At 60.0% G+C, this 25,288-nt stretch carries 23 protein-coding genes; 14 read left to right on the top strand and 9 right to left on the bottom strand.

The features are described from left to right. The first annotated feature begins 2 nt into the window (after nt 1-2). Nucleotides 3-830 carry a pyruvate, water dikinase regulatory protein gene (locus GOB83_RS04355; protein WP_086645597.1) on the top strand — a complete coding sequence of 276 codons (828 nt, stop codon included), beginning with the start codon at nt 3-5 and terminating at the stop codon, nt 828-830. A gap of 95 nt (nt 831-925) precedes the next feature. Here the strand turns inward: GOB83_RS04355 and GOB83_RS04350 are convergent, their stop codons facing one another. Next, nucleotides 926-1,318 carry a hypothetical protein gene (locus tag GOB83_RS04350; protein ID WP_233129051.1) on the bottom strand — a complete coding sequence of 131 codons (393 nt, stop codon included), beginning with the start codon at nt 1,316-1,318 and terminating at the stop codon, nt 926-928. A gap of 203 nt (nt 1,319-1,521) precedes the next feature. On the opposite strand from GOB83_RS04350, the gene GOB83_RS04345 reads away from it, so the two are divergent. After that, complete coding sequence (locus GOB83_RS04345; protein ID WP_165925344.1) at nt 1,522-2,133, top strand: IMPACT family protein; 612 nt, start codon at nt 1,522-1,524, stop codon at nt 2,131-2,133. On the opposite strand, the gene GOB83_RS04340 is transcribed toward GOB83_RS04345, so the two are convergent. Then, a complete protein-coding gene (locus GOB83_RS04340) occupies nt 2,130-2,528 on the bottom strand; it encodes a hypothetical protein (RefSeq protein WP_086645599.1) in 399 nt (132 codons plus the stop codon). The two genes, GOB83_RS04345 and GOB83_RS04340, sit on opposite strands and share 4 nt — an antisense overlap. A gap of 309 nt (nt 2,529-2,837) precedes the next feature. Between GOB83_RS04340 and GOB83_RS04335 the strand changes: the two genes are divergently transcribed. The 5 genes from GOB83_RS04335 (at nt 2,838) to GOB83_RS04315 (ending at nt 8,897) form a co-directional block, all read left to right on the top strand. Continuing rightward, on the top strand, nt 2,838-4,217 hold the full coding sequence (locus GOB83_RS04335) for a class II 3-deoxy-7-phosphoheptulonate synthase (RefSeq protein ID WP_086645600.1): 1,380 nt from the start codon (nt 2,838-2,840) through the stop codon (nt 4,215-4,217). 109 nt (nt 4,218-4,326) lie between these two features. Beyond that, nucleotides 4,327-5,520 (top strand): nicotinate phosphoribosyltransferase, encoded by a 1,194-nt coding sequence (locus tag GOB83_RS04330; protein WP_095349225.1) that lies wholly within the window; start codon nt 4,327-4,329, stop codon nt 5,518-5,520. A gap of 9 nt (nt 5,521-5,529) precedes the next feature. Further along, on the top strand, nt 5,530-5,973 hold the full coding sequence (locus tag GOB83_RS04325) for a hypothetical protein (protein WP_165925343.1): 444 nt from the start codon (nt 5,530-5,532) through the stop codon (nt 5,971-5,973). 115 nt (nt 5,974-6,088) lie between these two features. Next, nucleotides 6,089-7,420 (top strand): glutamate--tRNA ligase, encoded by a 1,332-nt coding sequence (gene gltX / locus GOB83_RS04320; RefSeq protein WP_086645602.1) that lies wholly within the window; start codon nt 6,089-6,091, stop codon nt 7,418-7,420. A gap of 187 nt (nt 7,421-7,607) precedes the next feature. Beyond that, entirely contained in the window at nt 7,608-8,897 is a 1,290-nt protein-coding gene (locus GOB83_RS04315) for a lipoprotein pyruvate-formate lyase (protein ID WP_165925342.1), read from the top strand. Between the two features lie 39 nt (nt 8,898-8,936). Here GOB83_RS04315 and GOB83_RS04310 read toward each other — a convergent pair whose 3' ends face one another. Then, nucleotides 8,937-11,321: a heavy metal translocating P-type ATPase gene (locus tag GOB83_RS04310; RefSeq protein ID WP_165925341.1), complete on the bottom strand. Its 2,385-nt coding sequence runs from the start codon at nt 11,319-11,321 to the stop codon at nt 8,937-8,939. A 127-nt stretch (nt 11,322-11,448) separates the two neighbouring features. Between GOB83_RS04310 and GOB83_RS04305 the strand changes: the two genes are divergently transcribed. The 5 genes from GOB83_RS04305 (at nt 11,449) to GOB83_RS04285 (ending at nt 16,602) form a co-directional block, all read left to right on the top strand. Beyond that, nucleotides 11,449-11,862 (top strand): hypothetical protein, encoded by a 414-nt coding sequence (locus GOB83_RS04305; protein WP_165925340.1) that lies wholly within the window; start codon nt 11,449-11,451, stop codon nt 11,860-11,862. A 79-nt stretch (nt 11,863-11,941) separates the two neighbouring features. Beyond that, on the top strand, nt 11,942-13,651 hold the full coding sequence (locus tag GOB83_RS04300) for a copper resistance system multicopper oxidase (RefSeq protein WP_165925339.1): 1,710 nt from the start codon (nt 11,942-11,944) through the stop codon (nt 13,649-13,651). A 155-nt stretch (nt 13,652-13,806) separates the two neighbouring features. Beyond that, entirely contained in the window at nt 13,807-14,718 is a 912-nt protein-coding gene (locus tag GOB83_RS04295) for a copper resistance protein B (RefSeq protein WP_373321597.1), read from the top strand. 160 nt (nt 14,719-14,878) lie between these two features. After that, complete coding sequence (locus GOB83_RS04290) at nt 14,879-15,211, top strand: metal-sensitive transcriptional regulator (RefSeq protein WP_086645607.1); 333 nt, start codon at nt 14,879-14,881, stop codon at nt 15,209-15,211. A 107-nt stretch (nt 15,212-15,318) separates the two neighbouring features. Continuing rightward, nucleotides 15,319-16,602 (top strand): DEAD/DEAH box helicase, encoded by a 1,284-nt coding sequence (locus GOB83_RS04285; RefSeq protein ID WP_086645608.1) that lies wholly within the window; start codon nt 15,319-15,321, stop codon nt 16,600-16,602. 73 nt (nt 16,603-16,675) lie between these two features. Here the strand turns inward: GOB83_RS04285 and GOB83_RS04280 are convergent, their stop codons facing one another. From GOB83_RS04280 to miaA, 6 genes are all read right to left on the bottom strand, one after another. Further along, the gene (locus GOB83_RS04280) at nt 16,676-18,121 is read right to left on the bottom strand and encodes a catalase (protein WP_264802532.1); all 1,446 of its coding nucleotides are present in this window, start codon (nt 18,119-18,121) and stop codon (nt 16,676-16,678) included. A gap of 234 nt (nt 18,122-18,355) precedes the next feature. Continuing rightward, a complete protein-coding gene (locus GOB83_RS04275) occupies nt 18,356-19,306 on the bottom strand; it encodes an alpha/beta hydrolase (protein ID WP_165925336.1) in 951 nt (316 codons plus the stop codon). 228 nt (nt 19,307-19,534) lie between these two features. Beyond that, nucleotides 19,535-20,554, bottom strand: a complete 1,020-nt coding sequence (gene ilvC, locus GOB83_RS04270) for a ketol-acid reductoisomerase (RefSeq protein WP_086645704.1) — start codon at nt 20,552-20,554, stop codon at nt 19,535-19,537. Between the two features lie 62 nt (nt 20,555-20,616). Next, a complete protein-coding gene (ilvN, locus tag GOB83_RS04265; protein ID WP_086645705.1) occupies nt 20,617-21,135 on the bottom strand; it encodes an acetolactate synthase small subunit in 519 nt (172 codons plus the stop codon). Between the two features lie 65 nt (nt 21,136-21,200). Beyond that, the gene (ilvB, locus tag GOB83_RS04260; RefSeq protein WP_165925335.1) at nt 21,201-23,015 is read right to left on the bottom strand and encodes a biosynthetic-type acetolactate synthase large subunit; all 1,815 of its coding nucleotides are present in this window, start codon (nt 23,013-23,015) and stop codon (nt 21,201-21,203) included. A gap of 39 nt (nt 23,016-23,054) precedes the next feature. Further along, nucleotides 23,055-24,083 carry a tRNA (adenosine(37)-N6)-dimethylallyltransferase MiaA gene (gene miaA / locus GOB83_RS04255; protein WP_165925334.1) on the bottom strand — a complete coding sequence of 343 codons (1,029 nt, stop codon included), beginning with the start codon at nt 24,081-24,083 and terminating at the stop codon, nt 23,055-23,057. Between the two features lie 30 nt (nt 24,084-24,113). Between miaA and serB the strand changes: the two genes are divergently transcribed. Both serB and GOB83_RS04245 read left to right on the top strand, forming a co-directional pair. After that, a complete protein-coding gene (gene serB, locus GOB83_RS04250) occupies nt 24,114-25,001 on the top strand; it encodes a phosphoserine phosphatase SerB (protein ID WP_165925333.1) in 888 nt (295 codons plus the stop codon). A 47-nt stretch (nt 25,002-25,048) separates the two neighbouring features. Beyond that, a complete protein-coding gene (locus tag GOB83_RS04245) occupies nt 25,049-25,243 on the top strand; it encodes a hypothetical protein (RefSeq protein WP_165925332.1) in 195 nt (64 codons plus the stop codon). Nucleotides 25,244-25,288 lie beyond the last annotated feature (45 nt).

Raw genomic sequence — 25,288 nt, 5'->3', positions numbered from 1 at the left:
CCATGCAAAAAATTCTTACTCTCCACCTCGTTTCCGAGGCTACGGGGCAAACGCTCGATTCCGTGGCGCGGGCCTGCATTGCGCAGTTCCCCAACACTGAAGTCCGGCTACGGCACTGGAACCTGATCCGCACCCAGATCCAGCTCCGGCGGGTTTTGCGGCATATTGCCAATAACCGTGGGCCGGTCATGTCTACCCTGACAGACCCGATCCTTCAGGCGGATATGGAAGCCGGTTGCGCCAGCCTGCAGATCAGGCTTCTGGACGTGCTGGACAACGCCCTGAACTTTCTGGCCGAAGAAACCGGGGAAGAGGCAACCCGCCACCCCGGCGGCCAGTATATTATGGACGAAAACTACTACCAGCGTATTGAGGCCATGCATTATGTGCTGGCCCATGATGATGGGCAGGAAACACGCGGCCTGAACAAGGCGGATGTTATTCTGGTTGGCGTCTCACGCGTTTCCAAAACACCGACCTGCTTCTATCTGGCAAACCGGGGCATAAAGGCGGCTAACGTACCGCTGGTTATGGGCATAGAACCACCAGAAGCCCTGTTTACCACAACCAAGCCGGTTATTGGCCTGACCATAGACCCCGAACGGCTGATTGAAATCCGCCGCAACCGCCTGAACCAGATGATCCCGGGCAAGTCCCGCCCAGAGGCCATAACCGATTACGCCTATATTGATCTGGAAAAAGTGCAGGAAGAACTGCACTGGGCAAGGCGGTTATGCCGCCGCCATAACTGGCCAGTCATAGATGTAACGCGCCGCTCCATTGAGGAGTCGTCTGCTTCCATTCTGGAACTGATTGCCACCACAGCCTGAAAACACGCCCCTGTTGCCCCTTTTTAACGGGGCCACAGGGGTATCCTCCCAGCCTCTGGCTTTGATTGAACAGAACCATGGGCTGGGCGAGGCATTTAGTCGTTCATTTCCTGCGCTGTCAGCCTTTGTACCCGCACAGCCTGCCCTTGGGCGTTGTAATAAATCACACTGCTCCCGCGCCGCTGGGCATACCCATCTGGCTGGCCGCCTTTGGTCCAGAACAGCAGCCGGTTTGTATCGGCCTGTTCCACCACCCTGTCCCCCGGTGGCACAAAACGGTATTTGCTAAAGTCCTTGTGCGCGCGTGGCAAAGGTAACTTGCCTGCCAGATTATGCATGCTGGAGGCACGGTGGGCGTCCGTGTCATCATCATCCCCACCATTGAGCGGGTCACCATCGGCGTGGGCGGGCACACCGGCCATAAGGGGCAGTGCAAGCGCACACAAGCCAAACAGGATTTTCCATTTTTTACGGAATACCGGCATCATGTGGGTGCTTTCTCCTTTGTTCAGACCTCTGGTGGCAGGGTTTGCCAGTTCCGGGCTAGCGTAACACAGGTTAACATCTGTTACCGCGTTACTCCTGTTACAAAAGACTGTCAGCCCCCAGTTTTGGCATATGCCCCTCGTGAAGCTGCGCATTGCCCCCGCCCGACTTGCCCGAACCGGAACGGAAAGGATAAGAAGGGCGCATGACACAAACGCTGGTCGGCCCTTTTTTGCTGGAACGGGATATTAAAAAAAGCCGTTTCCTCGCGCGCGCAATCCCCATTGCCAGCATTGCGGAAGCCGATGCGTTTATTGCCAGCATTGCCGCAGCCGAGCCGGATGCCACCCACCATTGCTGGGCATGGCAGTTTGGCCCCCACTGCCGCTGCCACGATGCGGGAGAACCCTCGGGCACGGCAGGCCGCCCAATTTTGCAGGTGGTTGTTGCCCAAAAGCTGGACCGCGTAGCTATTGTGGTGTCCCGCTGGTTTGGGGGGATCAAACTGGGTGCGGGTGGGCTGGTGCGGGCCTATGCCGGCACGGCAGCCGAATGCCTGCGTGAAGCCCCGAAGGAAGAGCTGATCGAGCGGATCAGGCTTGGGTTCCACTGCCCGTTTTCATTACTGGGAATTATTCAGGCCCGTCTGCCTGAGTGGGGAGTGGAGGCCGAACCTCCCGTTTTTGATGAAAACGGGGCGTGGTTCCAGCTTCTGCTCCCACAGGCTTTGCAACAGGACGTCTGTGCAAAGCTGACCGACCTGACCAGTGGCCAGGCCGATATTCGTCTTATAGAGGACGAACCCACACCAGTTTAGCGCGGGGTAACCCAGCCATTGCCTGTGGAATCCCCCACCTGCCCCGAACCAAACGGACCGGAACTCTGGTAAGCGGAACCATAGCGGGACAGGTCCGAGCCCGTGACCGAATCCCTGTGCACCTTGGCCAGATGGTCCGGGTCATCCCCATGCTGGAACTCCATGGACGGAGCATCCTGATAACCGGGGGGCAGGCTACGGTGCCCGTGCACGGTCTTTGCTTCGGTTGATTTGCCCGCGCCCGTGTCCATGTTGCCATTCCCTTCGGAGAAGGAAACATCGTCATTGGGGGTCATCAGGGGGTCCGCGTGAGCAACACTTACTGCCCCCACAAGGCTGGCCCCCACCAGAAGGCCGGACATCACGTTTACAAACGGTCTACGCAGCTGCGCCATTGCGCGTTACCCCGCAAGAAAAAAGAAAAAACACCCCACACAAACCATAAAGCACATGGCCGCGCAGGTTCCATACTGGTCCCCCTTATCACACCAAAAGTGCAAAAATCCAAATCCTCTGGTCAAGAGTGGGGCAGATGCCACACCATTGACCAGAACATGGCTTGGGCCAGCAAACGCTATTTGCGTAATTTGTGCATATTAGACATAAAGGCAGCCGCCTTTGGCAAATTCATGCCCAAGAGAGATTGTTTTTACCCTTCTGCTTACCATTTGTGTGTAATCAGCCCAACTGAACAGGAACGCGTTATGAGTGCTACGCTCACCCAGCCCAACCCGACGTCTGAGACCTGGATGCCGGATAGCTGGCGTTCGTTTCCGTTCAAGCAGATTCCCACCTATCCGGACGCAGCGGCCCTTAAAAACGTTGAGGACCGGCTGAGCGCCTACCCACCGCTGGTTTTTGCTGGTGAAGTGCGCCGCCTGCGCAACCATCTGGCTCAGGCTGCACAGGGCAAGGCCTTTGTGCTTCAGGGCGGCCCGTGCGCTGAAAGCTTTGGCGAGTTCAAGGCCGATATTGTGCGCGACACCTTCCGTGTGCTGCTGCAAATGGCCGTGGTGCTCACCTTTGGGGCCAAGGTGCCGGTCATCAAGCTCGGCCGTATGGCTGGCCAGTTCGCCAAACCGCGCTCTTCCGATATGGAAACGATAGATGGTGTCAGCCTGCCATCCTACCGGGGGGACATCATCAACGGGCCGGAATTCACCCCTGAAGCCCGTATTCCCGACCCGGCACGGATGGAAACAGGGTATTTCCAGTCCACCGGAATCCAGAACCTGCTGCGCGCCTTCTCTCGCGGGGGGTATGCCAACCTGCACGAAGTGCACCGCTGGAACCTTGGTTTTGTGGAACGCTCCCCGTTGGCCAACCGCTACCGCACCATGGCCGAACGGATTGGTGAGACCCTTGCCTTCATGCAGGCCTGCGGGATTGACGCAGCCTCCTCCGCCCAGGTGGACGAAACCGAGTTCTACACCTCGCACGAAGCGCTGCTGCTGCCTTACGAGCAGGCCCTGACGCGCGTCGATTCCACATCGGGCGAATGGTATGACTGCTCGGCCCATTTTGTATGGATCGGGGACCGCACCCGCCAGCCCGATGGGGCGCATGTGGAGTTCCTGCGTGGGGTGCGCAACCCCATTGGCATCAAGGTTGGGCCCACCACCAGCGTGGAAGACATCAAACGCCTGACCACCATCCTCAACCCCCAGAGCGAGGCCGGGCGCATTACCCTGATCTCACGTATGGGGGCGGAAAAAATCGAACAGTTCCTGCCCCCGCTCATGCGGGCGGTCAAGGAAACGGGGCAGCCTGTGACATGGATCAGCGATCCCATGCACGGCAACACCATCTCGACCGAGAACAAGGTCAAGACCCGTTCGTTCGATGCGGTGATGAAGGAAGTCAAAGGCTTCTTTGCCGTGTGCGCAGCCGAGGGCGTACCTGCTGGCGGTGTTCACCTGGAAATGACCGGCCAGAACGTGACCGAATGCGTAGGCGGTGCCCAGCGCCTGACCGAAGCAGACCTTGGCGCACGGTACGAAACCTTCTGCGACCCGCGCCTGAATGCCGAACAGTCTCTGGAATTGGCATTCCTGATCGCGGAGGAGTTGACCGGCCGCAACTAAGGCCGCGCTGCTCTTTGCCTGATCACAGAAGCGGGGGGTGGTCTTTACGCCACCCTCCATCACACCCATCATCTGTGCAGTGTATTTGGCAGAAAAGAGCATTTCAGCAATGACGCAGTCCCCCTCTGGCGTAACGGCTCCCGGCATTACTACGGCACAGGCCGCAACCGCCCTGACAGATGCAGAAATCCGGGCACGCACGGATTCCTACTTCAACCGCACCAGTCAGATTGTCAGCCACTTTGGGGATTGTGAGGTCACTTACGCCTTTTTCCTGCGCTGCCCTGTTATTTCCGCCCCCGGCATTATGCTGGAATGGCTGAAGAACGTTATGGCCGAACGCGGCAGCCATTACACCGTGGACCTGCTCCACCCCGAGGGCGAATGGGTTGGGGCGGGGGAACCGCTGGTCTATGTGACCGGCTCATTCCTGCATCTGGCGGATTTGGAAACACTTCTGCTCCAGAAGCTGGGGAGTTCCTGCGTTGCGGCCCTGCGGGCTTACCAGATGGCGCTCTCCCTGCCACAAACCCGCTTTCTGGCCATGGATGCCCGGCATTGCGCAGGCTACGAAATGCAGGAACTTATGGCCTATGCGGCCTCCGTTGGTGGGCGGGCAGCCCAGCAGGACGGGGCGGTAGGCTTTGTTGGCACAGCCAATGATGCCGTTTCCGCCTTTTTTGGCACCACACAGGGCGCAGGCACCATGCCCCACGCGCTTATTGGGTATGCGGGTTCCACCGTGCGGGCGGCGGAAATGTTCCACGAGACATTCCCCGATTCCGACCTTGTGGTGCTGGTGGACTATTTTGGGCAGGAAATAACCGACGCACTGGCCGTATGCCGCCGGTTTGAAGACCTGGCCAAAGCAGGCCGCATTGCCGTGCGGCTGGATACGCATGGCGGGCGGTTTATGGAAGGGCTGAACCCGCAGGAATCCTATACCGTGGTCAACCGCCACGCCCCCGAGGCCCTGCGCCGCTACCGCTCGGACCGTGAGCTGCGCTACCTGATTGGTACAGGCGTTTCTGCCGCATCCATCTGGAAAATGCGTGAAGCACTGGACGAGGCAGGGTTCCAACAGGTGCGGATTATCGCCTCCTCGGGCTTTGGGGTCACCAAATGCGCCTGTATGGCCGATGCGCATGCCCCCATAGACGTTGTTGGCACAGGCTCGTTCATTCCCGAAATATGGAACGAAACCTACGCCACAGCCGATATTATTTCGTACAACGGTGTTGAGCGGGTTAAAATCGGGCGTGAATTCCTGTTTGCCTCCGCCCGCAACAAAAAAGACAGCTAGGAAAACCTCATGAGCGAAACCGAAGCCCCTCAGGAGCAGGGCTGGAAAGTCCGTATTCTGGACCTGTCCGGCGGCGCCGAAGACAATATTGTGGAAGAGGTTGGCGTTTTTCATGACCTTGCCCACGCCAACGCTTTTGCCCGCGCCTATGTGCGTGACAGTGTGGAACGCTGCCGCACGCCCGGTGCTTCCGCCAAGGACGTGCTGGACACATGGACCAGCTTTGGCGAGGACGCCGTGGTTATAGACGCAGAAGACGATGGCTGGCGCTCCGCCAACGAACTGGATGACTTTACCGCAACCCCAGCAACCCCCATGGAGCGTGACTGGCGCATGCTGGACCCCCGCCGGCTGGTGGACGGGGAAGACATTCTGCTTGAAGATGAAGACGATGCGGGAGCGGAAGAGGACGACACGGACACGTTCGACCCCGGCCTGCACAACCTGCACTAATTCCCGCCCACAAGCGGCAGCGGCAGGCAGCCCCACCCGGCATGCCACCCCTGCCCCTGTTTTATGTTTCCTTCGTGCTGGTCTTTCCAGCCCATTCACGGCATAAGCCCCTGTTATGAAACTCCGCTTTGCGCCCAGCCCTACGGGCCTTCTCCATGTGGGCAATGCCCGCCTTGCCCTTGCCAACGCCCTGTTTGCCCGCCGCAACAAGGGCAAATTCCAACTGCGTATTGATGATACGGATACCGGTCGCTCGCGCGAGGAACTGGTAGGTGCCATCCAGCAGGATCTGGAGTGGATGGGCATTACGTGGGACGAGACCTTCCGCCAGACCGAGCGGCTGGACCGCTATGCTGCCGCCATTGAAAAGCTCAAGGCATCCGGCCATCTGTACCCCTGCTTTGAAAGCGAGCAGGAACTGGCCGCAAAGCGCGAAACCCAGATCCGCCAGCGCCGTGCTCCTGTGTATGACCGCGCCATGCTCAAAATGACCGAGCAGCAGCGCGCACAGGCCGAGGCCAATGGCAAGGTGCCTTACTGGCGCTTCAAACTTTCTGGCCGCATTGTGCGCTGGCGCGACCTTGTTATGGGGGAATGTCAGGTCAAGCTGCCATCTGTATCCGACCCGGTTCTGGTCCGTACCGACGGCACGGTGCTGTACACGCTGGCCTCGGTTGTGGATGACCTAGAAACAGGGATCAGCCACATTATCCGTGGGGAAGACCACGTTACCAATACCGGTGTGCAGATTGACATAGCCGAGGCTCTGGGCGCGCGCCCCGACCACTTCCGCTTTGCCCACCTGCCCCTGCTTCTGGATGAAAACGGCGGCAAGCTTTCCAAACGATTTGATGCCTGTTCCCTGCGCACCCTGCGTCAGGACGGGGTGGAGGCGGAAGCCCTGATCTCCTACCTCGCACGCCTTGGCAGTTCGGACGACCCGGCACTCATGCCGTTTGATGCGCTGGCCCAGAGCTATGACCTGTCACATATCTCGCGCTCGGCTGCACGGTTTGACACGCGCCAGCTTCTGGCCATGAACCACCGCTACCTTGCCCAGCTTCCCTTTACCACGGTGGCCGACAAGCTGCCCAAAGGGGCTACGGAAGCCTTCTGGCTGGCTATTCGCAGCAATATCGACCTGCTTTCGGAAGCCAAGCTGTGGCTGAACGTTGTGGAGGGGGACATTATCCCCCCCGTGCAGGAAGAAGACGAAGCATTCCTGCAGGATGCCGCAGCCCTGCTCCCGCCCGAACCGTGGGATGTGGAAACATGGAAGGCGTGGACAGCCGCGATCAAGGACAAAACAGGCCGCAGCGGTAAAAGCCTGTTCCACCCCCTGCGTGTTGCCCTGACGGGGGAAGAACACGGGCCTGAACTGCGCGACCTGCTCCCCCTTATCGGCCGCAAACGCGCACTGGCCCGCCTGCTGCCTTCTCAGGTCTAAACCAACGGCAACGCCATATGGCCCCGGTATAGGCTGCCGGGGCCATGTGTGCTGCCCTGTAGCGGGTCTGGCTGAGCGTCTTCTGGCCCGTGTCTTTTTGTCCATTGCGCATAACATGACTTGACCGTGCGTGTTCCCGCCTTTCAATAGGGGGCTGCACCGCTTTATCTGTCAGTCTGGAATCTGTATGCGCCCTGTTCTGCACCGCCGTACATTTGGTTTGGGCCTGACCGCGCTTCTGGCCGCCCCCACAGCCGGACGGGCCACCAGCATACCCGACCTGATGGACCGCCCTCCGCCCGAACTGGAAGAGTTAAAGTGGCACCCCCCGCTCCGGGAGGCCATTCAGGCACTCATTAACGCGCATGGCCATTATTCCGACACCTATAATGGCAACGCCCCCCCTTATGTGGTGATGGACTGGAACAACACCGCCATAGTGGGTGATGTGCAGCAGACATTGTTCCTGTTCATGCTGGAACACTTCTGCTTTTTGCTGCCAGCCCAGAAGTTCCGCAGCCTGATCCATGTGCACGCATCCAGCCACCCCCTACCTGCTCCCTTTGCAAACCTTGCCGGACAGCCGGTTACTTTTCCCGGCCTTGTGAGCGATATTGTAGAGGATTACAGCGCACTGGCCGCCCGCTACGGGCACATGCCCCACCCCATTGCGCGTGAGGAATTACAGGACAACCCCGCCATGCTGGCCTTCAGGGCACGTATGGCATTCTGCCATCAGGCGGTGGCCGCCCTGCATGGCCCCGATGCAGCACAGCAATGGCTGATCCGGCTGGTTGCGGGGCAAACCCAGACCGATGTGATTACCCTGAGCCGCGCCGCCAATGAATGGTGCCTTGGAGCGTCAATCAGCAACCAGAGGTGGGTCTGCCCTGCCTCCCGCCCCGGCAAGGCTGGCCCTGTGCAGGCAGACATAACGCAAATGCTGCGGCTAACGCCCGAAATGGGCAACCTGCTCCAGATTTTGCAGGAACATGGGATAGACCCCATTATCTGCTCTTCCGCACTGGAGGACCTGATTGCCCTGTTCGCCACCTCGGCCGAATACGGCTACAACCTGCGGCACGAGCATGTGTTTGGCGCACGGCTGGTCGAGCGCAAGGGCGTTATGGAACCTACCGAGGTCTCCCACTACCCATTCCCCGCAGGGGTTGGAAAAACCGAGCTGATCCGCCTCCATTTTGAACAGAAACGCAAACAGCCCCCCCTGATGATCTTTGCGGGGGAAAGCAGCACGGCCAACCTGCTCAAATCCTTCCCCGATACACCGCTATGCTGCCTGATCAACCGCAAACAGTCCGAGGATATGGAGGTCTTCCTGCGCGATGCCGCACAGCCCGCCCCGGCTGGCACGCCCCGCAGGCTCTACCTACAGGGGCGGGACGAAAACACGGGCGAATGGCGCCCCCATACCAGCAGCCTGCTGCTGGGCAGCACAACCCCCACCCTGCCCGCCTGAACCGCCGGGCACAGGGGAGCAGGCTGGACTACAGGCAGATTACGCGGACCAGACCTTGCGCGGCTTCCAGCGATTGAGCAGCAGGGAGTTACTGACCACCGAGACGGAACTCATGGCCATGGCCGCCCCGGCAAAGACCGGGTCCAGCAGCCCAAAGGCCGCCAACGGCAGGCCCAGTATGTTGTAAATAAAGGCAAAAAACAGGTTCTGCCGGATTTTGAAAACCGTTGCGCGGGAGAGCGAGAGCGCATCCACCAGTGCTGTCAACTGGCTGCGCACAAGCACGACATCGGCTGTTTCGAGCGCAATATCGGCCCCGGCACCAATGGCAAAGCTGACATCGGCCAGCGCAAGGGCTGGTGCATCGTTAATGCCGTCCCCCACCATGCCTACGCAATGCTGGCCATCGGCCCGCAACCGCGCAATCTGGGCGGCCTTGCCATCTGGCAGCACATCAGCCACGACCTCATCAATACCCACCTGCCGGGCTACAGCCTGCGCTGCACGCGCGTTATCCCCGCTGAGCATGACAACCCGCAGGCCCTCGCTCCGCAAGGCGGCAATAGCAAGCTGGGCTTCTGGCCGCACCTGATCAGCCAGCCCAAAATAGGCGACCACCGCACCGGCACGGGCCAGTGCAACAATGCTCTGCCCCCGTGCCTGCCAACCATCGGTCAAGGTATGGTCAACCGGATAGCCAAGCTGGAGCATGTAAGCCAGCGAGCCCATATGCACATCCTGCCCATCCACGCGGGCCTGCACCCCCTGCCCCGGTATGGCTTTAAAGTCGCTCAGGGCCGCAGGCTGGGCACCCCGCTCCGTGGCGTAGGCCACAATGGCGCGGGCCAGCGGGTGCTCGGAACTCTGCTCCAGCGCACAGGCCAGCCCCAGCATGGCCTGTTCCGCCACACCCTGCGCACTTTGCACCTGCACCACACCGGGCCGTCCCATGGTGAGCGTGCCGGTTTTGTCCGTAACCAGAATGTCCATCTTGCGGGCCTGTTCCAGCGCATCCGCATTGCGGAACAGAATACCCGCCTGTGCGCCAAGGCCCGTGCCAACCATAATGGCCGTGGGCGTTGCCAGCCCCAAAGAGCACGGGCAGGCAATAACCAGCACGGACACGGCATTGACCAGACTGGCCCCGAAGTCATGCGTGATAACCCAGCCAAGACCAAGGGCCAGCACGGCCAGCACCAGTACCGCGGGCACAAATACAGCCGCTACGCGGTCGGCCAGACGCTGCACGCTGGCCTTGCTGCCCTGTGCCTGCTCCACCATGCGCACAATGCCCGAAAGTACGGTTTGCGTGCCCACCTTGGTGGCCTGCACACGCAATGCCCCGGTCTGGTTGAGCGTGCCTGCAAACACGCGGTCCCCTGCGGTTTTGGCAACGGGAGCACTTTCCCCCGTTAACATGGCTTCATCCAGATCGGACTGGCCATCAAGCACCTGCCCGTCCACGGCAACGCTCTCACCGGGGCGAACCATAAATACGTCACCGGGCACAAGCTGTTCCACCGGCTGTTCCACCCACTGGCCATTGCGCTCCACCTGTGCCGTGCGGGGTTGCAGGTGCAGCAGGCTTTGCATACCTGCGCTGGCACGGGCCTTGGCGCGGGCCTCCAGGAGCCGCCCAAGCAGAACAAGGGTCATGACCAGTGCGCTGGTTTCAAAATACACAGGCTGGTCAAGGCCAAACAGCATGACAACGGTGCTGAACACAAAGGCAATGCCGGTGCCCATAACCACCAGCACATCCATATTGGCAGCCCCACTGCGCAAGGCATGCATGGCCCCGCCATACAGGGAGCGCCCACACCAGACCTGCACAATGGCTGCCAGCACACATTGCGCCCACAAGGGCAGCATGGCTGCGTGCAGCCCTGCCAGCATGCCCAGCATCTGCCCCACAAAAGGCAGGCTCAGCACTGCGGCAAGCACAAAATTACGCCATTCATCTCGCAACGCGGCCTTGTGCTGCGCTGCCTGCGCATCCGGGTCCTGCTGGCTGTACAGGGTTGCACCGTAACCCGCTTTTCCCACCCGCGCGATCAGGGCCGCGGTATCCACCACACCGGGCACAAAACTGACATGCGCACGCTCGGTCGCCAGATTGACCGATGCCTGAACAGACGGCAGGGCATTAAGCACTTTTTCCACCCGGCTTACGCAGGAAGCACAGGTCAGCCCGGTCAGGGCCAGATCCACACTGGCCGTCTGGGGCGCAAAGCCCGCGCTGCGCACGGCAGCAAGCACCTGTGGCAACTGGGTGGTGGGGTCCTCCAGCGTGACCTGCGCCCTTGCCGTGGCAAAATTGACCGACGCCTGCAAGCCCTGCTGGCGGTTAAGCACTTTTTCCAGCCGGGTGGCACAGCTGGCGCAGCTCATGCCCTCTATGGGAAAACTGACAATCTGGCTCATGCTCTTGTTGCTCCGCGCCCGTGGTCGCACAGACCGGGGCCAAACATGCTTATGCATAGGGGGTGGTCGGGTTGGAACCGCATCCATTCTTCTTGCCATATATGCCCCCTAGGGGTATATTTAAAAGATGCTGTGTCGTTCTTTCCTGCATCAGATGGTGATGGGCTGCCTGCTTGTGCTGGCCGCAACACTGGGGCTTTGGGCTGCGCATACACCCGCGCGGGCGGCACAACCTGCCATGGCCCATACAGCCATGCACATGGCCGGGCACAGCATGGCGGGCACAGCCCCCCTGCACAGCCACACATCAGCAGCCATAAGCTGCCCCACAACCACGGCCGCCACACACCACCTTATGCACCACCACGGCGCATGCTGCATGACGGGGAATGCCCTGTCTGTTGTTGATACAGCGGTTGGCATGCTGCCCAGTGGCCTGTTGTGGCACACCCGGGCACGCCCGGTTTTTGCAACACCCCCTACCCTGCCCGACCGCAGGGCGGCCCCCCTGCTCCGCCCCCCCAGACTGCACACGGCCTGACACATCCGCCGGAGCCACAGCTCCGCCCGATCAGCCAGACGCCCTGCCCCCGTGCAGAGCGCGCAGTATGGACCAGACCATGCCCAATTCCTCCCTCCGCCATGGCAGGAGCATTGCACGCCGCCAGTTTATAACTGGTGCCAGCGCGCTTGCCGCCATGGCCACCCTGCCTGCCACACCCCGTGCGCAGGCGGATACCCTGTTTGACCCCATTATTCCCCCCAACCCACAGCAGGTTTATGACCTGACCATAAGCCCGATGGCCTGCACCATTGCCGGCAAAACCCAGACCATACCGGCCATGAACGGCAGCATGCCCGGCCCCACCCTGCGCTGGCGCGAGGGGGAGACGGTAACCCTGAACGTGCATAACCATCTGGCCGAGGACACCTCCATCCACTGGCATGGCATACGCTGCCCGGCCGATATGGATGGCGTACCCGGCCTGAGCTTTGGTGGCATTGCGCCGGGGCGGAGCTTTACGTACCGTTTTCCCGTCAAACAGAGCGGAACCTACTGGTACCACAGCCATTCCAACATGCAGGAAGCACGGGGGCTGTATGGGGCCATTATCATAGACCCCCGCACCCCACCGGCCACAACATGGGAGCGGGATTACGTTATTCTTCTCTCTGACTGGTCGGACGTGGCCCCGCACGACATTATGAATAACCTGAAATTTCAGGACGACTACTACAACTTCCGCCAGCGGACGGCTGTCTCCCTTGTGCATGACGCCAAGCGGGATGGTCTGGGGGCCGCCATAAAAAACCGCCTGCAATGGGCAGGCATGAACATGTCCGCCACCGATATTTCAGACGTAACCGGGATTATTTACACCTACCTGATGAACGGCTGCACGCCCGATACCAACTGGACCGGGCTGTTCCGCCCGAACGAGCGGGTCAGGCTGCGCTTTATCAACGCCTCTTCCATGACCTTTTACGACATCCGCATTCCCGGCCTGCAAATGGATGTGGTGCAGGCCGATGGCAACGATGTAGCACCCGTGCGGGTTGATGAGTTCCGCATTGGTGTGGCCGAAACCTACGACTGCATCGTGCAGCCTACGGACAGCAGAGCCTACACCATTTTTGCCCAGACGGAGGACCGCACGGGCTTTGCGCGCGGCACGCTGGCCCCCGTGCAGGGTATGCGGGCCGCCATTCCCCCCATGGACCCACGCCCCGTGCGCACCATGCTGGACATGGGCATGCCCTCCACCATGCAGGGTATGGACATGAAAGGCATGGATATGTCCGCCCCCAAACCGCTTGCCACCCACACGCCGCCGCTGAATGTTGAAAACCAGAACATTGCCCGCATACCCACCGACCGGCTTGCTGACCCGGGGGATGGACTACGCGATAATGGCCGCAGAGTGCTCACCTACGCCGACCTGCGCGCCCTGCACCCGGTGGCAGATACCCGCCCCCCCTCGCGGGAGATCACGCTCCACCTGACCGGCAACATGGAGCGCTACATATGGGGCTTTGACGGCAAAAAGTTCTCCGAAGCAGAGCCAATTCCCCTGCGGCTGGGCGAGCGCGTCCGCTTTACCCTGATCAATGACACCATGATGGAACACCCCATTCACCTGCACGGGTTATGGAGCGAACTGGAAAACGGGCAAGGCGCTTACAACCCGGTCAAACATACCATTATTGTGCAGCCGGGGAGCAAGCTCAGCTACCTTGTTTCGGCCGATACGCCCGGATTGTGGGCCTATCATTGCCACCTGCTCTACCATATGGACCTTGGCATGTTCCGCACAGTGGTGGTGTCATGAGCAGATACACCCCCGCCGCCTGCGCGGCCCTGCTGCTGCTTGGCATAAACCTGCCCAACACCAGCCCCGCCCGAGCTGCCAGCCCACAACCCGCCATGGCGGGTATGGCAGGCATGGAGGATATGCCCGGTATGGACATGAGCGAGGGCATGGATATGCCAGCCCACCCGGCCCCGCAGCCCACCACCCATGGTACGGCGCACCCTGCGGCTCCCTCCCACACGGCGGCCCCACCTGCGCCTACCACCCATGCCAGCACGCCCCACCCGGCCACTTCCGCCACCAGCGGGGTGATTGCACAGCCCCCGAACCCCACTACATTCCGCGTGAGTCTGCCCCCCCTGGCACCCAGCAGCCAGTGGCCGGCGACCCCACCGGCAACGCCAGTCGTGCATTATGTGCACAACATGCCCCCGGTCATGGACCACAGCACTTATTTTCATGTTCTGATGGAGCAGTTTGAAGGCCGCTATACTGCGGGGGACAGCCTGCTGCGCTATTCCGGGCAAAGCTGGTTTGGCACCGACCACGACAAGCTCTGGATCAAGTCCGAAGGCACGGTGGACGGGCACCGCCATATGAGTGATGGCGACCACGAATTTTTATATGACCACGCCATTTCCACCTATTTTGACCTACAGGCCGGTGTGCGGCTTGATCTGGATAGTGGGCCAACCCGTGCGTGGGGGGCTGTTGGGGTACAGGGGCTTGCTCTGTACTTTTTTGATGTATCAGCCACAGCCTACTTTAATGCCCAAGGTGTAGCGGGCAAGCTGGAAGGGTCTTATGACCTGCTGATTACCAACCGCCTGATCCTGCAACCTCAGGCGGAGTTCAACTTCTATTCCCATACCGATGCTCAGCGCGACGTAAGCCGGGGTTTTTCCGACATTGATGCGGGTTTGCGCCTGCGTTACGAATTCAAGCGCAAAATAGCTCCCTATATTGCCGTGACCTATGCCGGCCATTACGGCAACACCGCAAACCGCAGGCCAAACTGGCACGGCACAGCCGATAACGGGCCAGAGGACATCCGCTTTACCTTTGGCGTGCGCACATGGTTCTAACCCCTGCCAGCGCCTGACCGGCACACTCCCTTTTGCGTCCGGCGCGCAGACATTCTACACAGGGAGCAAGATCACACTCCGGAACGGCTGCGGGGCCTGAAAGGCTCTTACCCGTTTCGGCCCCTGCCTCTTTTTTGTTCAGAACAGCCTGTAGAAGCCCATGTCCACAGACAAACCCGGTTGCCATGCCTGCACACCCCCCACCCCGGCCAGCACGGAACGGCACGTGACCCAGCCGGACAAGACTGCCCTGATCAACCGCCTTAAACGGATTGAGGGACAGGTCGGGGGGATACTGAACATGGTGCAGGATGACCGCTACTGCGTGGATATTCTGACCCAGCTTTCCGCCGTTAAATCCGCGCTGGATGGCGTGGGGGTACAGATCCTGACATCCCACGCCAAAGGCTGCGTGCGCACCGCCATTGCTGAAAATGGCGGGGAGGAAGCACTGGAGGAACTGATGGGCGTTATCCGCAAAATGGTAAAATAGGACATTCTGCCAAAAGACCGCCCTCCCGCTATATTGACCCGGCCAGACATCCTCCGTAAAAAGCGTCAGTTTTCATCCCGCGATGCCCCATCAGGCGCCGCTTTCCCATGTCCATGACTTTTGCCGACCTCTCCCTGATGGAGCCGCTGCTCCTTGCACTGGCCGAGGCAGGCTACGTAAGCCCCACCCCCATTCAGGCCCAGTCCATTCCCCTACTGCTTGAAGGCCGTGATCTGCTGGGTCTGGCGCAAACAGGCACGGGCAAAACAGCCTCTTTTGCGCTGCCGCTCCTGCACCGCCTTGCCGCAAACCCGCGCCCGGCCCCCAAAGGGGGGGCGCGTATTCTGGTTCTGGCACCCACGCGTGAGCTTGTGTCCCAGATTGCCGATGGTTTTGAAAACTTTGGCCGCCACCTGCCCTTTAGCGTCACAACGGTATTTGGCGGCGTAAGCCAGATGCATCAGGTCAACGCGCTCAAGGATGGTGTGGATATTCTTGTTGCCGCACCCGGACGCCTGCTGGACCTGATCGAACAGGGGCTTTGTGACCTGTCTCAGCTTGAAGCCCTGGTGCTGGACGAAGCCGACCAGATGCTTGATATGGGCTTTGCCAAACCGATTGAGCGGATTGTGGCAACCCTGCCCAAAGACCGGCATACCGTGCTGTTTTCCGCCACCATGCCCAAATCCATTGCCGCACTGGTGGAAAACCTGCTGCGCGACCCGGCCAAGGTGGAAATTGCCCCCCCCTCCACCACCGTGGACCGGATTGAACAGTCGGTCATGTTTGTGAACGCCGCCGACAAAAAAACAGCCCTGCTCGCACAGTTGCAGGAACCTGATATTGGTCAGGCGGTTGTTTTTACCTTGCAGAAAAACATTGCCAACGAAGTCTGCTCTTTTCTGACCGATGCCGGGATTACGGCGGAAGCCCTGCACGGCAACCGCTCACAGGGGCAGCGGGAGCGCGCGCTCAATGCGTTCCGTGAGGGCACGGTGCAGGTTCTGGTTGCAACGGATATTGCAGCCCGCGGGATTGACGTAGATACAGTCACGCATGTTTTTAACCACGACCTGCCAAGCCTGCCCGAAAGCTACGTCCACCGCATAGGCCGCACCGGGCGTGCGGGGCGGCGGGGCATTGCCGTAACCCTGTGCGATGCCGAACAGCGCGCATGGCTCCATGATGTGGAACGGGAGATCGGGCAGACCCTGACCGTCCATACCGAGCATGAATGGCACTCAGAAGACGCCCGGAACTCCACCATGCGCGCGCCCGTACTGGGTGGCGGGCCGGTCAAGCAGGTCAAACCGCAGGTCAAGCGTGAGCGCCGGGTCTGGACTGAGGAAGAAAAACAGGCTGCACGCGCTGCGTCCCAAAAAACAGCCTGAATAATACGGCTATTTTTACAGGCAGGCATGGCATAACGCTGCCATGCCTGCCCCGGTTACCGCACGCACGGGGTTAGTCCCGTGCAGCAGCCACGCCATCGCGCACGCGCTGGCCTATGGTGGCATCAATATTAGTCCAGTATTCAAACACCCGTGACAGCACAGGTTCTTCAACACCCTGTAGAACATGGCCGACAATATTGCTCACCAGCCTGTCCCGCGCGGCACTGTCCATAACGCGGTTGATCAGGGTATTGGCCTGCGCAAAATCATCATCATCGGCGCGTAAGGTGTAGGCTTCCCGCACAAAAGCCCCATCGGCCGCCCAGACTGCGTTATCTGGAAAACGCTGTGCATCCGCCACCGGCCCACCTTTGGAGTTGGGCACATAAGCCGGGTCGTGCGCGGGGTTCATGCGCATTGTGCCGCCCTTGGTGTACCCATGAACGGGGCATTTGGGTGCGTTAACCGGGATCTGCTTGTAATTCACGCCAAGGCGCGCACGGTGGGCGTCCGCATAAGCAAACGCACGGCCGAGCAACATCTTGTCAGGCGACAGGCCGGTGCCGGGTACAAAATTGTTTGGTTCAAACGCAAGCTGTTCGATCTGGGAATGGAAATCCGTTGGGTTCCGGTCAAGCGTGAGCCTGCCGACATCGATCAGCGGATAGTCCTCATGCGGCCAGACCTTGGTCAGATCAAACGGGTTGATGTGGTAGGTTTTGGCATCCTCATACGGCATGATCTGCATTTTGAGCGTCCAGCTTGGATACTCCCCACGCCGGATTGCCGCGTACAGGTCCCTGCGGTGATAATCCGCGTCCTGCCCAGCAATTTTACCAGCCTGCTCCTGCGTCAGGCATTGAATACCCTGATCGGTTTTGAAGTGGTATTTAACCCAGAACCGTTCCCCCCGTGCATTGACCCACATGTAGGTATGGCTGGAAAAACCATCCATATGCCGCCATGACGCCGGAATACCCCGGTCCCCCATAAGCCAGGTAACCTGATGTGCGGTTTCGGGGCTGAGGGTCCAGAAATCCCACTGCATGTCGTTATCACGCAGGCCGTTATCGACCCGGCGCTTCTGGGAATGGATGAAATGCTGGAACTTAAGCGGATCACGCACAAAGAAGATCGGCGTATTGTTGCCGACCATATCAAAGTTGCCTTCATCCGTATAAAACTTCAGGGCAAAACCGCGTGGGTCCCGCCATGTATCGGGGCTGCCAGCCTCCCCTGCCACGGTTGAAAACCGGGCCACAACCTCGGTCTTCGCACCCGGCTGCAAAAACTTTGCACAGGTGTACGCGCTCATGTCGTGCGTGACTTCAAACGTACCAAATGCACCGCTCCCTTTGGCATGGGGCTGGCGGTCGGGGATCATCTCGCGATTAAAGGCCGCCATCTGCTCGATCAGGTAATGATCATGCAGAACAATGGGGCCATTCGCGCCAACAGTGAGCGAATGCTCATCGCTCGAAACCGGGATACCGGATTCCGTTGTGTGTATTTTCACGGTTGAATCATTTGTCACCACGGTCTCCTTCGCGTGTTCGCCGTACACTTATGCAACGCATATCCTGTGCCGGGTGTTCACTTCCTGCTCATCACTTTTTCCGGCAAGGCAATGACCGGCATAGGCAAACGAGAGCGTGCCTGCCGCCCACACCCACTTTAAGGCTCCACTGCATGCCAGCCAGCAGGCCAACGCAGCAGCATGAGTGCTCAACCAGAAGCCTGCCTGTGCGCTTTACGTCCCCAGCATGCGCCGCACGGCAGCCACCAGATCATGGCGGCAACGCTCAGCCAGAGCAGAAGGCAGCAAGTCAAACCCATGGACCGCACGGGCATACACCACCAGCTCGGTTGGCACGCCAGCATGCCACAGGCGGTGTGCAAACGTCACATCCTCATCCCGGAACAGGTCTAGCGCGCCGGTTACGATAAATGTTGCAGGCAGCCCCGACAGGTCATGCATAAAGGTGGGGGACAGGTAAGCAAACCGCGGGTCATCCGCTGCCAGCGCCCCCCGCACTGCAGACCATGCGTGCCGGTTCTGTGCGCGAGTCCAGACAAACTCCCCGGTTGTGGGGTCATCCCCCGGGGCATCGGGGCTACCTGTGCGCAGGTCCAGCATAGGGTAGATCAGGGCCTGACCGCACAGCCTTACCTTTGCGCGGTCCCGCGCAAGAAGAGCGGTGGCCGCCGCAAGGCAACCGCCCCCGCTATCGCCCATGACCATAATGCGCGAGGGGTCTGCCCCAAGCGCACGCGCGTGCTCATGCAGCCATACCAGCGCGGCGTAAATATCCTCCAGACCACCGGGAAAAGGCGTTTCCGGCGCCAGCCGGTAATCAACCGACACGACCAGAGCCGCCGTATCTGCCGCAAGGCGCTCCAGTGCCCCGGCCTGCATGTCTGGCGTGCCCGCGATCATGCCGCCACCATGAATATTGAGAATAACAGGCACAACGCCCTGAACATCCACGGGGCGGAACAGGATAATCCGCACATCTGGCGCACCCTTGGGGCCAGGGATGATGCGCTCCTCAAATCTGGCTGCGGCGGATTGCAAGAGTTCTGTTGTGCCTTCCACCAGCGCACGGCGGAATTCTGCCAGATCATCCTGCTCAGGGTTGAAGGCTGGAAACGACGCCACCATCCCGCGCTGCTGTTCATCAACCAGATCAAGGGTTGTCATCGTCAACACTCTCCATTTCTCTTGCGGGTCAGCAAGATCATAAAGAGCAGTCACGCAGGATAACAATGACCCCTACAACAATTTGAAGACTACCGTTTTTCAGCCAGCCCCGGCACGCAATGCGCCCTCCTTTGCAAGGCTGGGAGCGGTGCAGATACAAAAAAGGCTCCCCCACCTGCTGGTGGGGGAGCCTTTAAGCACAGCATAAACGCCGTAAGGGTCGCGGTCTTAGTTCTTGGTTTTGTCAACCAGACGGGACTTGGCGATCCAGGGCATCATGCCACGCAGTTTTTCGCCAACGGCTTCAATCTGGTGGGCATCGTTACGAGCGCGGGTCGCTTTGAAGAACACGTTGCCAGATTTGTTTTCCAGCACGAAGTTACGCACGAAGGTGCCGTTCTGGATGTCCGTCAGGATGTCCTTCATGGCCTTCTTGCTTTCCGCCGTGATCACGCGCGGGCCAGATACGTACTCACCATACTCCGCAGTGTTGGAGATGGAGTAGTTCATGTTGGCAATGCCGCCTTCGTAGATCAGGTCCACGATCAGCTTCATTTCGTGCAGGCATTCGAAGTAAGCCATTTCCGGGGCGTAACCGCCTTCAACCAGCGTTTCAAAGCCAGCGCGGATCAGCTCGACCAGACCACCGCAGAGCACGGCCTGTTCACCAAACAGATCGGTTTCCACTTCTTCCTTGAAGGAAGTTTCGATCGTGCCTGCACGGCCACCACCAATGGCGGATGCGTAGGACAGGGCGATGTCCAGAGCCTTGCCGGACTTGTCCTGTGCAATGGCCACCAGGCAGGGCACGCCGCCGCCACGCTGGTATTCGGAACGCACGGTGTGGCCGGGGCCTTTGGGTGCGATCAGGAACACGTCCAGGTCAGGGCGGGCTTCGATCAGGCGGAAGTGGATGGACAGACCATGAGCAAAGGCAAGTGCTGCACCCTGCTTAAGGTTCTTTTCCAGGGATTCGGTGTACAGTGCGCCCTGGCCTTCATCGGGGGTCAGCACCATAACAACGTCTGCCCAGGCAGCGGCCTTGTCGGGCGTCATAACCGTAAAGCCAGCATTGCGGGCTTTTTCCGCTGCCGTGGAGCCTTCACGCAGGCCGATCACAACGTCGGAAACACCGCTGTCCTTCAGGTTGTTGGCATGGGCATGGCCCTGGCTGCCGTAACCGATAACGGCCACCTTTTTGGACTTGATCAGGTTAACGTCGGCGTCACGATCATAATACACGCGCATAGCCATTATACTTTTCTCCCTGTTGCCGGGGGTCAGTCCCCGGCGTTGCACCTGTCTATACTTCAGAAGTTCTGAATTGTCTGCGGCCCGCGGCAAATGGAGGCAACCCCGGTGCGGGACACCTCAACAAGCCCGAGCGGGCGCATCAGCTCAATAAAACTGTCCAGCTTGTCTGTGGAGCCGGTCAGTTCAAACACAAAGGAACTGGCGGTTGTATCAACCGCCCGTGCCCGGAACGCCTGTGCAATGCGCAGGGCTTCGGTCCGTGGTTCGCCAGAGGATACCACTTTGACCAGAGCCATTTCCCGCGCAACATAAGGCCCTTCCGCCGTAAGGTTGACTACGCGCGAGACGGGCACAAGCCGCTCAAGCTGCGTTTTGACCTGCCGGATGGAAGACTGCGTGCCCGTGGTGACAATGTTCACACGGGAAGTGTGGCCATGCTCATCCACCGGAGCCACGGTCAGGCTCTGGATGTTGTAACCACGGCCCGAGAACAGCTCCACAATACGGGCAAGAGCCCCGCTCTCGTTATCCACCAGAAGGGAAATAACAGCGGAACCGGAAACTTCGACCTGCATACTCATGTTTCTCGCAATCAAGGCAGAAAGGACAAGACGGAACCTAAAAGAACAGAACTGGTTAATCAGACCAGCATCTGCCCTTCCTTGCTGATCGTGGCACTGCTTGCTTCCTGCTCCGGGCCAAGGATCATCTGGTTATGGGCGGCACCAGATGGAATCATGGGGAAGCAGTTTTCCCCCTCCGCCACGCAAATATCCACCAGCACGGGGCCATTATGCTCCAGCGCCTTCTGGATGGTGGCATCCAGCTCGTCCAGCCGGGTCACGCGCAGGCCGGTGGCATGGAAACTTTCCGCCAGCTTTACAAAGTCCGGCAGGGCATCGGAATAGCTTTCCGAATAGCGCGAACCGTGCAGCAGTTCCTGCCACTGGCGGACCATGCCCATGTAGTGGTTGTTGATGATGAAAATTTTAACCGGCAGGCGGTACTGCGCGATGGTCCCCAGTTCCTGAATGTTCATCAGGGTTGAGGCTTCCCCCGCAATATCCATAACCAGCGCATCGGGGTGCGCAATCTGCGCGCCAACGGCAGCAGGCAGGCCGTAGCCCATGGTGCCAAGCCCGCCCGATGTCAGCCAGCGATTGGGGGCATCAAAGCGGAAGAACTGCGCAGCCCACATCTGGTGCTGCCCGACTTCGGTGGAAACGTACGTATCCCGCCCGGTCTGGCGTGCCAGTTCGTAAATCCGCTGGATGGCCTGCTGCGGCTTGATCACGGCATCGGGGGCCTTGTCCTGCCCAAAGCGCAGGCAGTCCAGCGCGCGCCAGCTTTCAATCTGTGTCCACCAGGCATCCAGGTCAGACTTATGGGCGTAAGCGGGCTGTTTTTCCCACTCTTCGATCATCAGATCGATAATCTGCCCGACATCCCCCACAATGCCTTCGTTGACATGCACGATCTTGTTGATCTGGGAGGGATCAATATCAACATGGATTTTGAACGAGCTGGGGGAGAACGCATCCAGCCGCCCGGTTACCCGGTCATCAAACCGGCTGCCAAGGGCGATCAGCACATCGCAGCCGTGGATTGCCAGATTGGCCTCATACGTCCCGTGCATGCCCAGCATGCCAAGGAATCGCTGGTCCGTACCGGGGAACGCCCCCAGCCCCATGAGCGTGGATGTTACGGGAAAACCCGTCAGTTCCACCAACCGGCGCAAAGCGGCACTGGCCTGCGGGCCGGAGTTGATAACCCCGCCACCCGTGTAAAACAGCGGGCGTTTGCCTGCCTTCATGGCTGCCACGGCACGGGTAATGGCCGCACGGTCTGGCTGGGAGCCCATACGGGTGGTGCGCGGGGTTACGGCGTGTGCCTCCACATAAGGGGCATCGCCCACCGTAATGTTCTTGGGCAGGTCAATCAGCACCGGGCCGGGCCGGCCGGAGCGGGCAATGGCAAAAGCCTCATGTACCGCAGGAGCCAGATCTTCAGGCTTGCGCACCAGATAGTTGTATTTGGTAACAGGGCGGGTAATGCCCGTTGTATCCGCTTCCTGAAAAGCATCATTGCCAATCAGGGGTGTGGGCACCTGCCCGGACAGGCAGACCAGCGGAATGGAATCCATCATGGCGTCCAGAAGGCCGGTTACGGCGTTGGTCGCCCCCGGGCCACTGGTCACCAGCACCACCCCCACCTTGCCGGTCGAGCGGGCATAGGCCTCCGCCGCGTGCACAGCCGCCTGCTCATGGCGCACCAGAACGTGGCGGATGTGATTCTGCTTGAACAGGGCATCGTAAATAGGAAGAACGGCGCCACCGGGGTAGCCAAAAATAACCTCCACACCCTGTTCGACCAATGCGCGCAGAAGAACTTCCGCACCCGGCAGGGTGGTGGTTGTCTGAGCGTCCAGTGTGGTCGAACCCGTTGTGCGTGTCATAGCGTCCTCTCTTCCCGGAATTGGGAGCAGGTCGCCTGTTTAGGACCCGATATTGGGTGCGTCAATCCCCTTTAGAATAAAAGAAACAATTTCATCATACTTTCTTTCCGAAAATTGCTCAAAATCGGAAAAACAGGCATTAACCATACAGGTCAGCCCCTCAGCCGTAAGCGGATGGTGGGCAAACCATGTGGCCTGCCGCTTGGTGTAGCGCCCTGTGGCGGCAACGGCACGGGTTGCGGCTTCGGCCTGTGTAATCTCCCCCCGCAGCATGGCAGCCAGTTCGGGCACGCCATGGGCGCGCATGGCGGGCAGGTCCGGGTCCAGATTCTGTTGTAACAGGGCGCGCACCTCCTCCACGCCGCCCTGCTCCAGCATGGCGGTAAACCGGGCCTGTATGCGCGCACGCAGTTCCACCCGGGACGGGTCCAGACGCACAGCGACAAACCGGGCCGGGGCGGGCGGCAGGCCGGGCTGGGCCAGCCACCAGTCCAGCCCATGGCCTGTGGCCTGCCATACCTCCCACGCACGGGCCACACGCTGCGAATCCACTGGCTTGAGGCGTGATGCCGTTTGCGGGTCCACCGCCATAAGCCGCTCATGCACGGCGGGGGCCCCTTCCTCCGCTACCAGAGCACGGGCAGCCTGCTGCACGGCAGGGGGGCTTTGTGGAATCTGGGCCAGCCCATCGGTCAGGGCGCGCATATACATGCCCGTGCCCCCGCATAGTATGGGCAACTGCCCCGCATGCCATGCCTGCTGCATGGCTGCCAGAGCCTGCTCGCGCCACCATGCCACGCTCCCCTTATGGGCGGCGGGCAGCACACCATATAACCGGTGCGGCACACGCTGTTCTTCCGCCTCGTCCGGGCGGGCGGTCAGCACACGCAGGTCTTTATAAACCTGCATGGAATCCGCGTTAATAACCACGCCCCCCAACTGCTGGGCCAGCCTGAGTGCCAGGGCGGATTTGCCCGAACAGGTCGGCCCTGCCAGCACAAGGGCCGGGGGCTGGCTTTGCGTGTAGCGGGTTGCCGGGCTGGGGCATGGGTGTTCTGCTTGCTTCATGTCCGTATTCCTGCCACACACCCAAGTGCCATGACGAGCCTTGTTCTGACCCTTGTTGCCCCCCGTGAGGCAACAACACTCGATACCGCCACAATCTCCCTCGTGCGTGATATTATCCGTGCCCAGGGTGAAACCGTTATCCTCTCCCCCGGGGAGGCAGTGGATATTCCCTGTCCGGCCTGCACGCCAGACGTGCTGGCCCAGTTACACACACATCTTGGCAGCAAGGTGGACGTGGTACTGACCCCCGCAGAGGGCCGCCGCAAAAAACTGCTGGTCTCGGACATGGACAGCACCATTGTCGCCAACGAAACACTCGATGATCTGGCAGCCCTTGCCGGTATTGGGGACAAGGTTGCCGCCATTACCACCCGCTCCATGAACGGCGAGCTGGATTTTGCCACCTCCCTGCGCGAACGCGTAGCCCTGCTTAAAGGTCTGCCCCAAAGCCTGCTGGAAAAAGCATGGCAGGATGTGCGCCTGAACCCCGGCGCGGTGGAAATGGTGCGCACCATGCGTGCGCATGGAGCCTACACGGCGCTGGTATCGGGCGGGTTTACCTTTTTTACCTCCCGCGTGGCCGCCCTTTGCGGGTTTGAGGAAAACCACGCCAATACCCTGCTGACCGATGCGACCGGCCACCTGAGCGGTGCCCCCGGCCTGCCCATTCTAGGCGCGCAAACCAAACTGGACCTGCTGGAACAACTCAGCACGCGCCACAAGCTGGCCCCCGAGGCTACTCTGGCCATTGGCGATGGCGCAAACGACCTGCCCATGCTGCGCGCCGCAGGGCTGGGCATTGCCTTTTTTGCAAAGCCGGTTGTGCGTCAGGCCGTAGCGGCCCAGATCAACCATACCTCGCTCCGCACGGCACTATTCATGCAGGGCTACCCCGCATCCGCTTTTGTAAGCGCATAACCCGTAACACCAGCCGCTGAGCGCCTGTAAAAAAGTAAGGCAGCACCATGCAGTTTGACCCAAGGGATATTTCAACCTACCCCATAGCCCGCGCCATCAGTATTGTACTGGGCGTGGGGCTGGTGCTGTACTGCTTCAACTTCTACCTGACCCTGCCACAGGACACACCCGAGCACGTCATGCGGCATGTGGCAGCGCTGATTGTCGGCACCATTCTGCTGCTGGGCAGCATCTGGATCTAGGGTCAGGACTTCATTAATTTACTGAACTGAGCATCGCATTGCGAT

It is taken from the genome of Acetobacter fabarum, from assembly GCF_011516925.1.
In the GTDB taxonomy this organism is placed as follows: domain Bacteria; phylum Pseudomonadota; class Alphaproteobacteria; order Acetobacterales; family Acetobacteraceae; genus Acetobacter; species Acetobacter fabarum.
The sequence above is the reverse complement of the archived record's forward strand: the minus strand, read 5'-3'. Positions and strand labels throughout refer to the sequence as shown.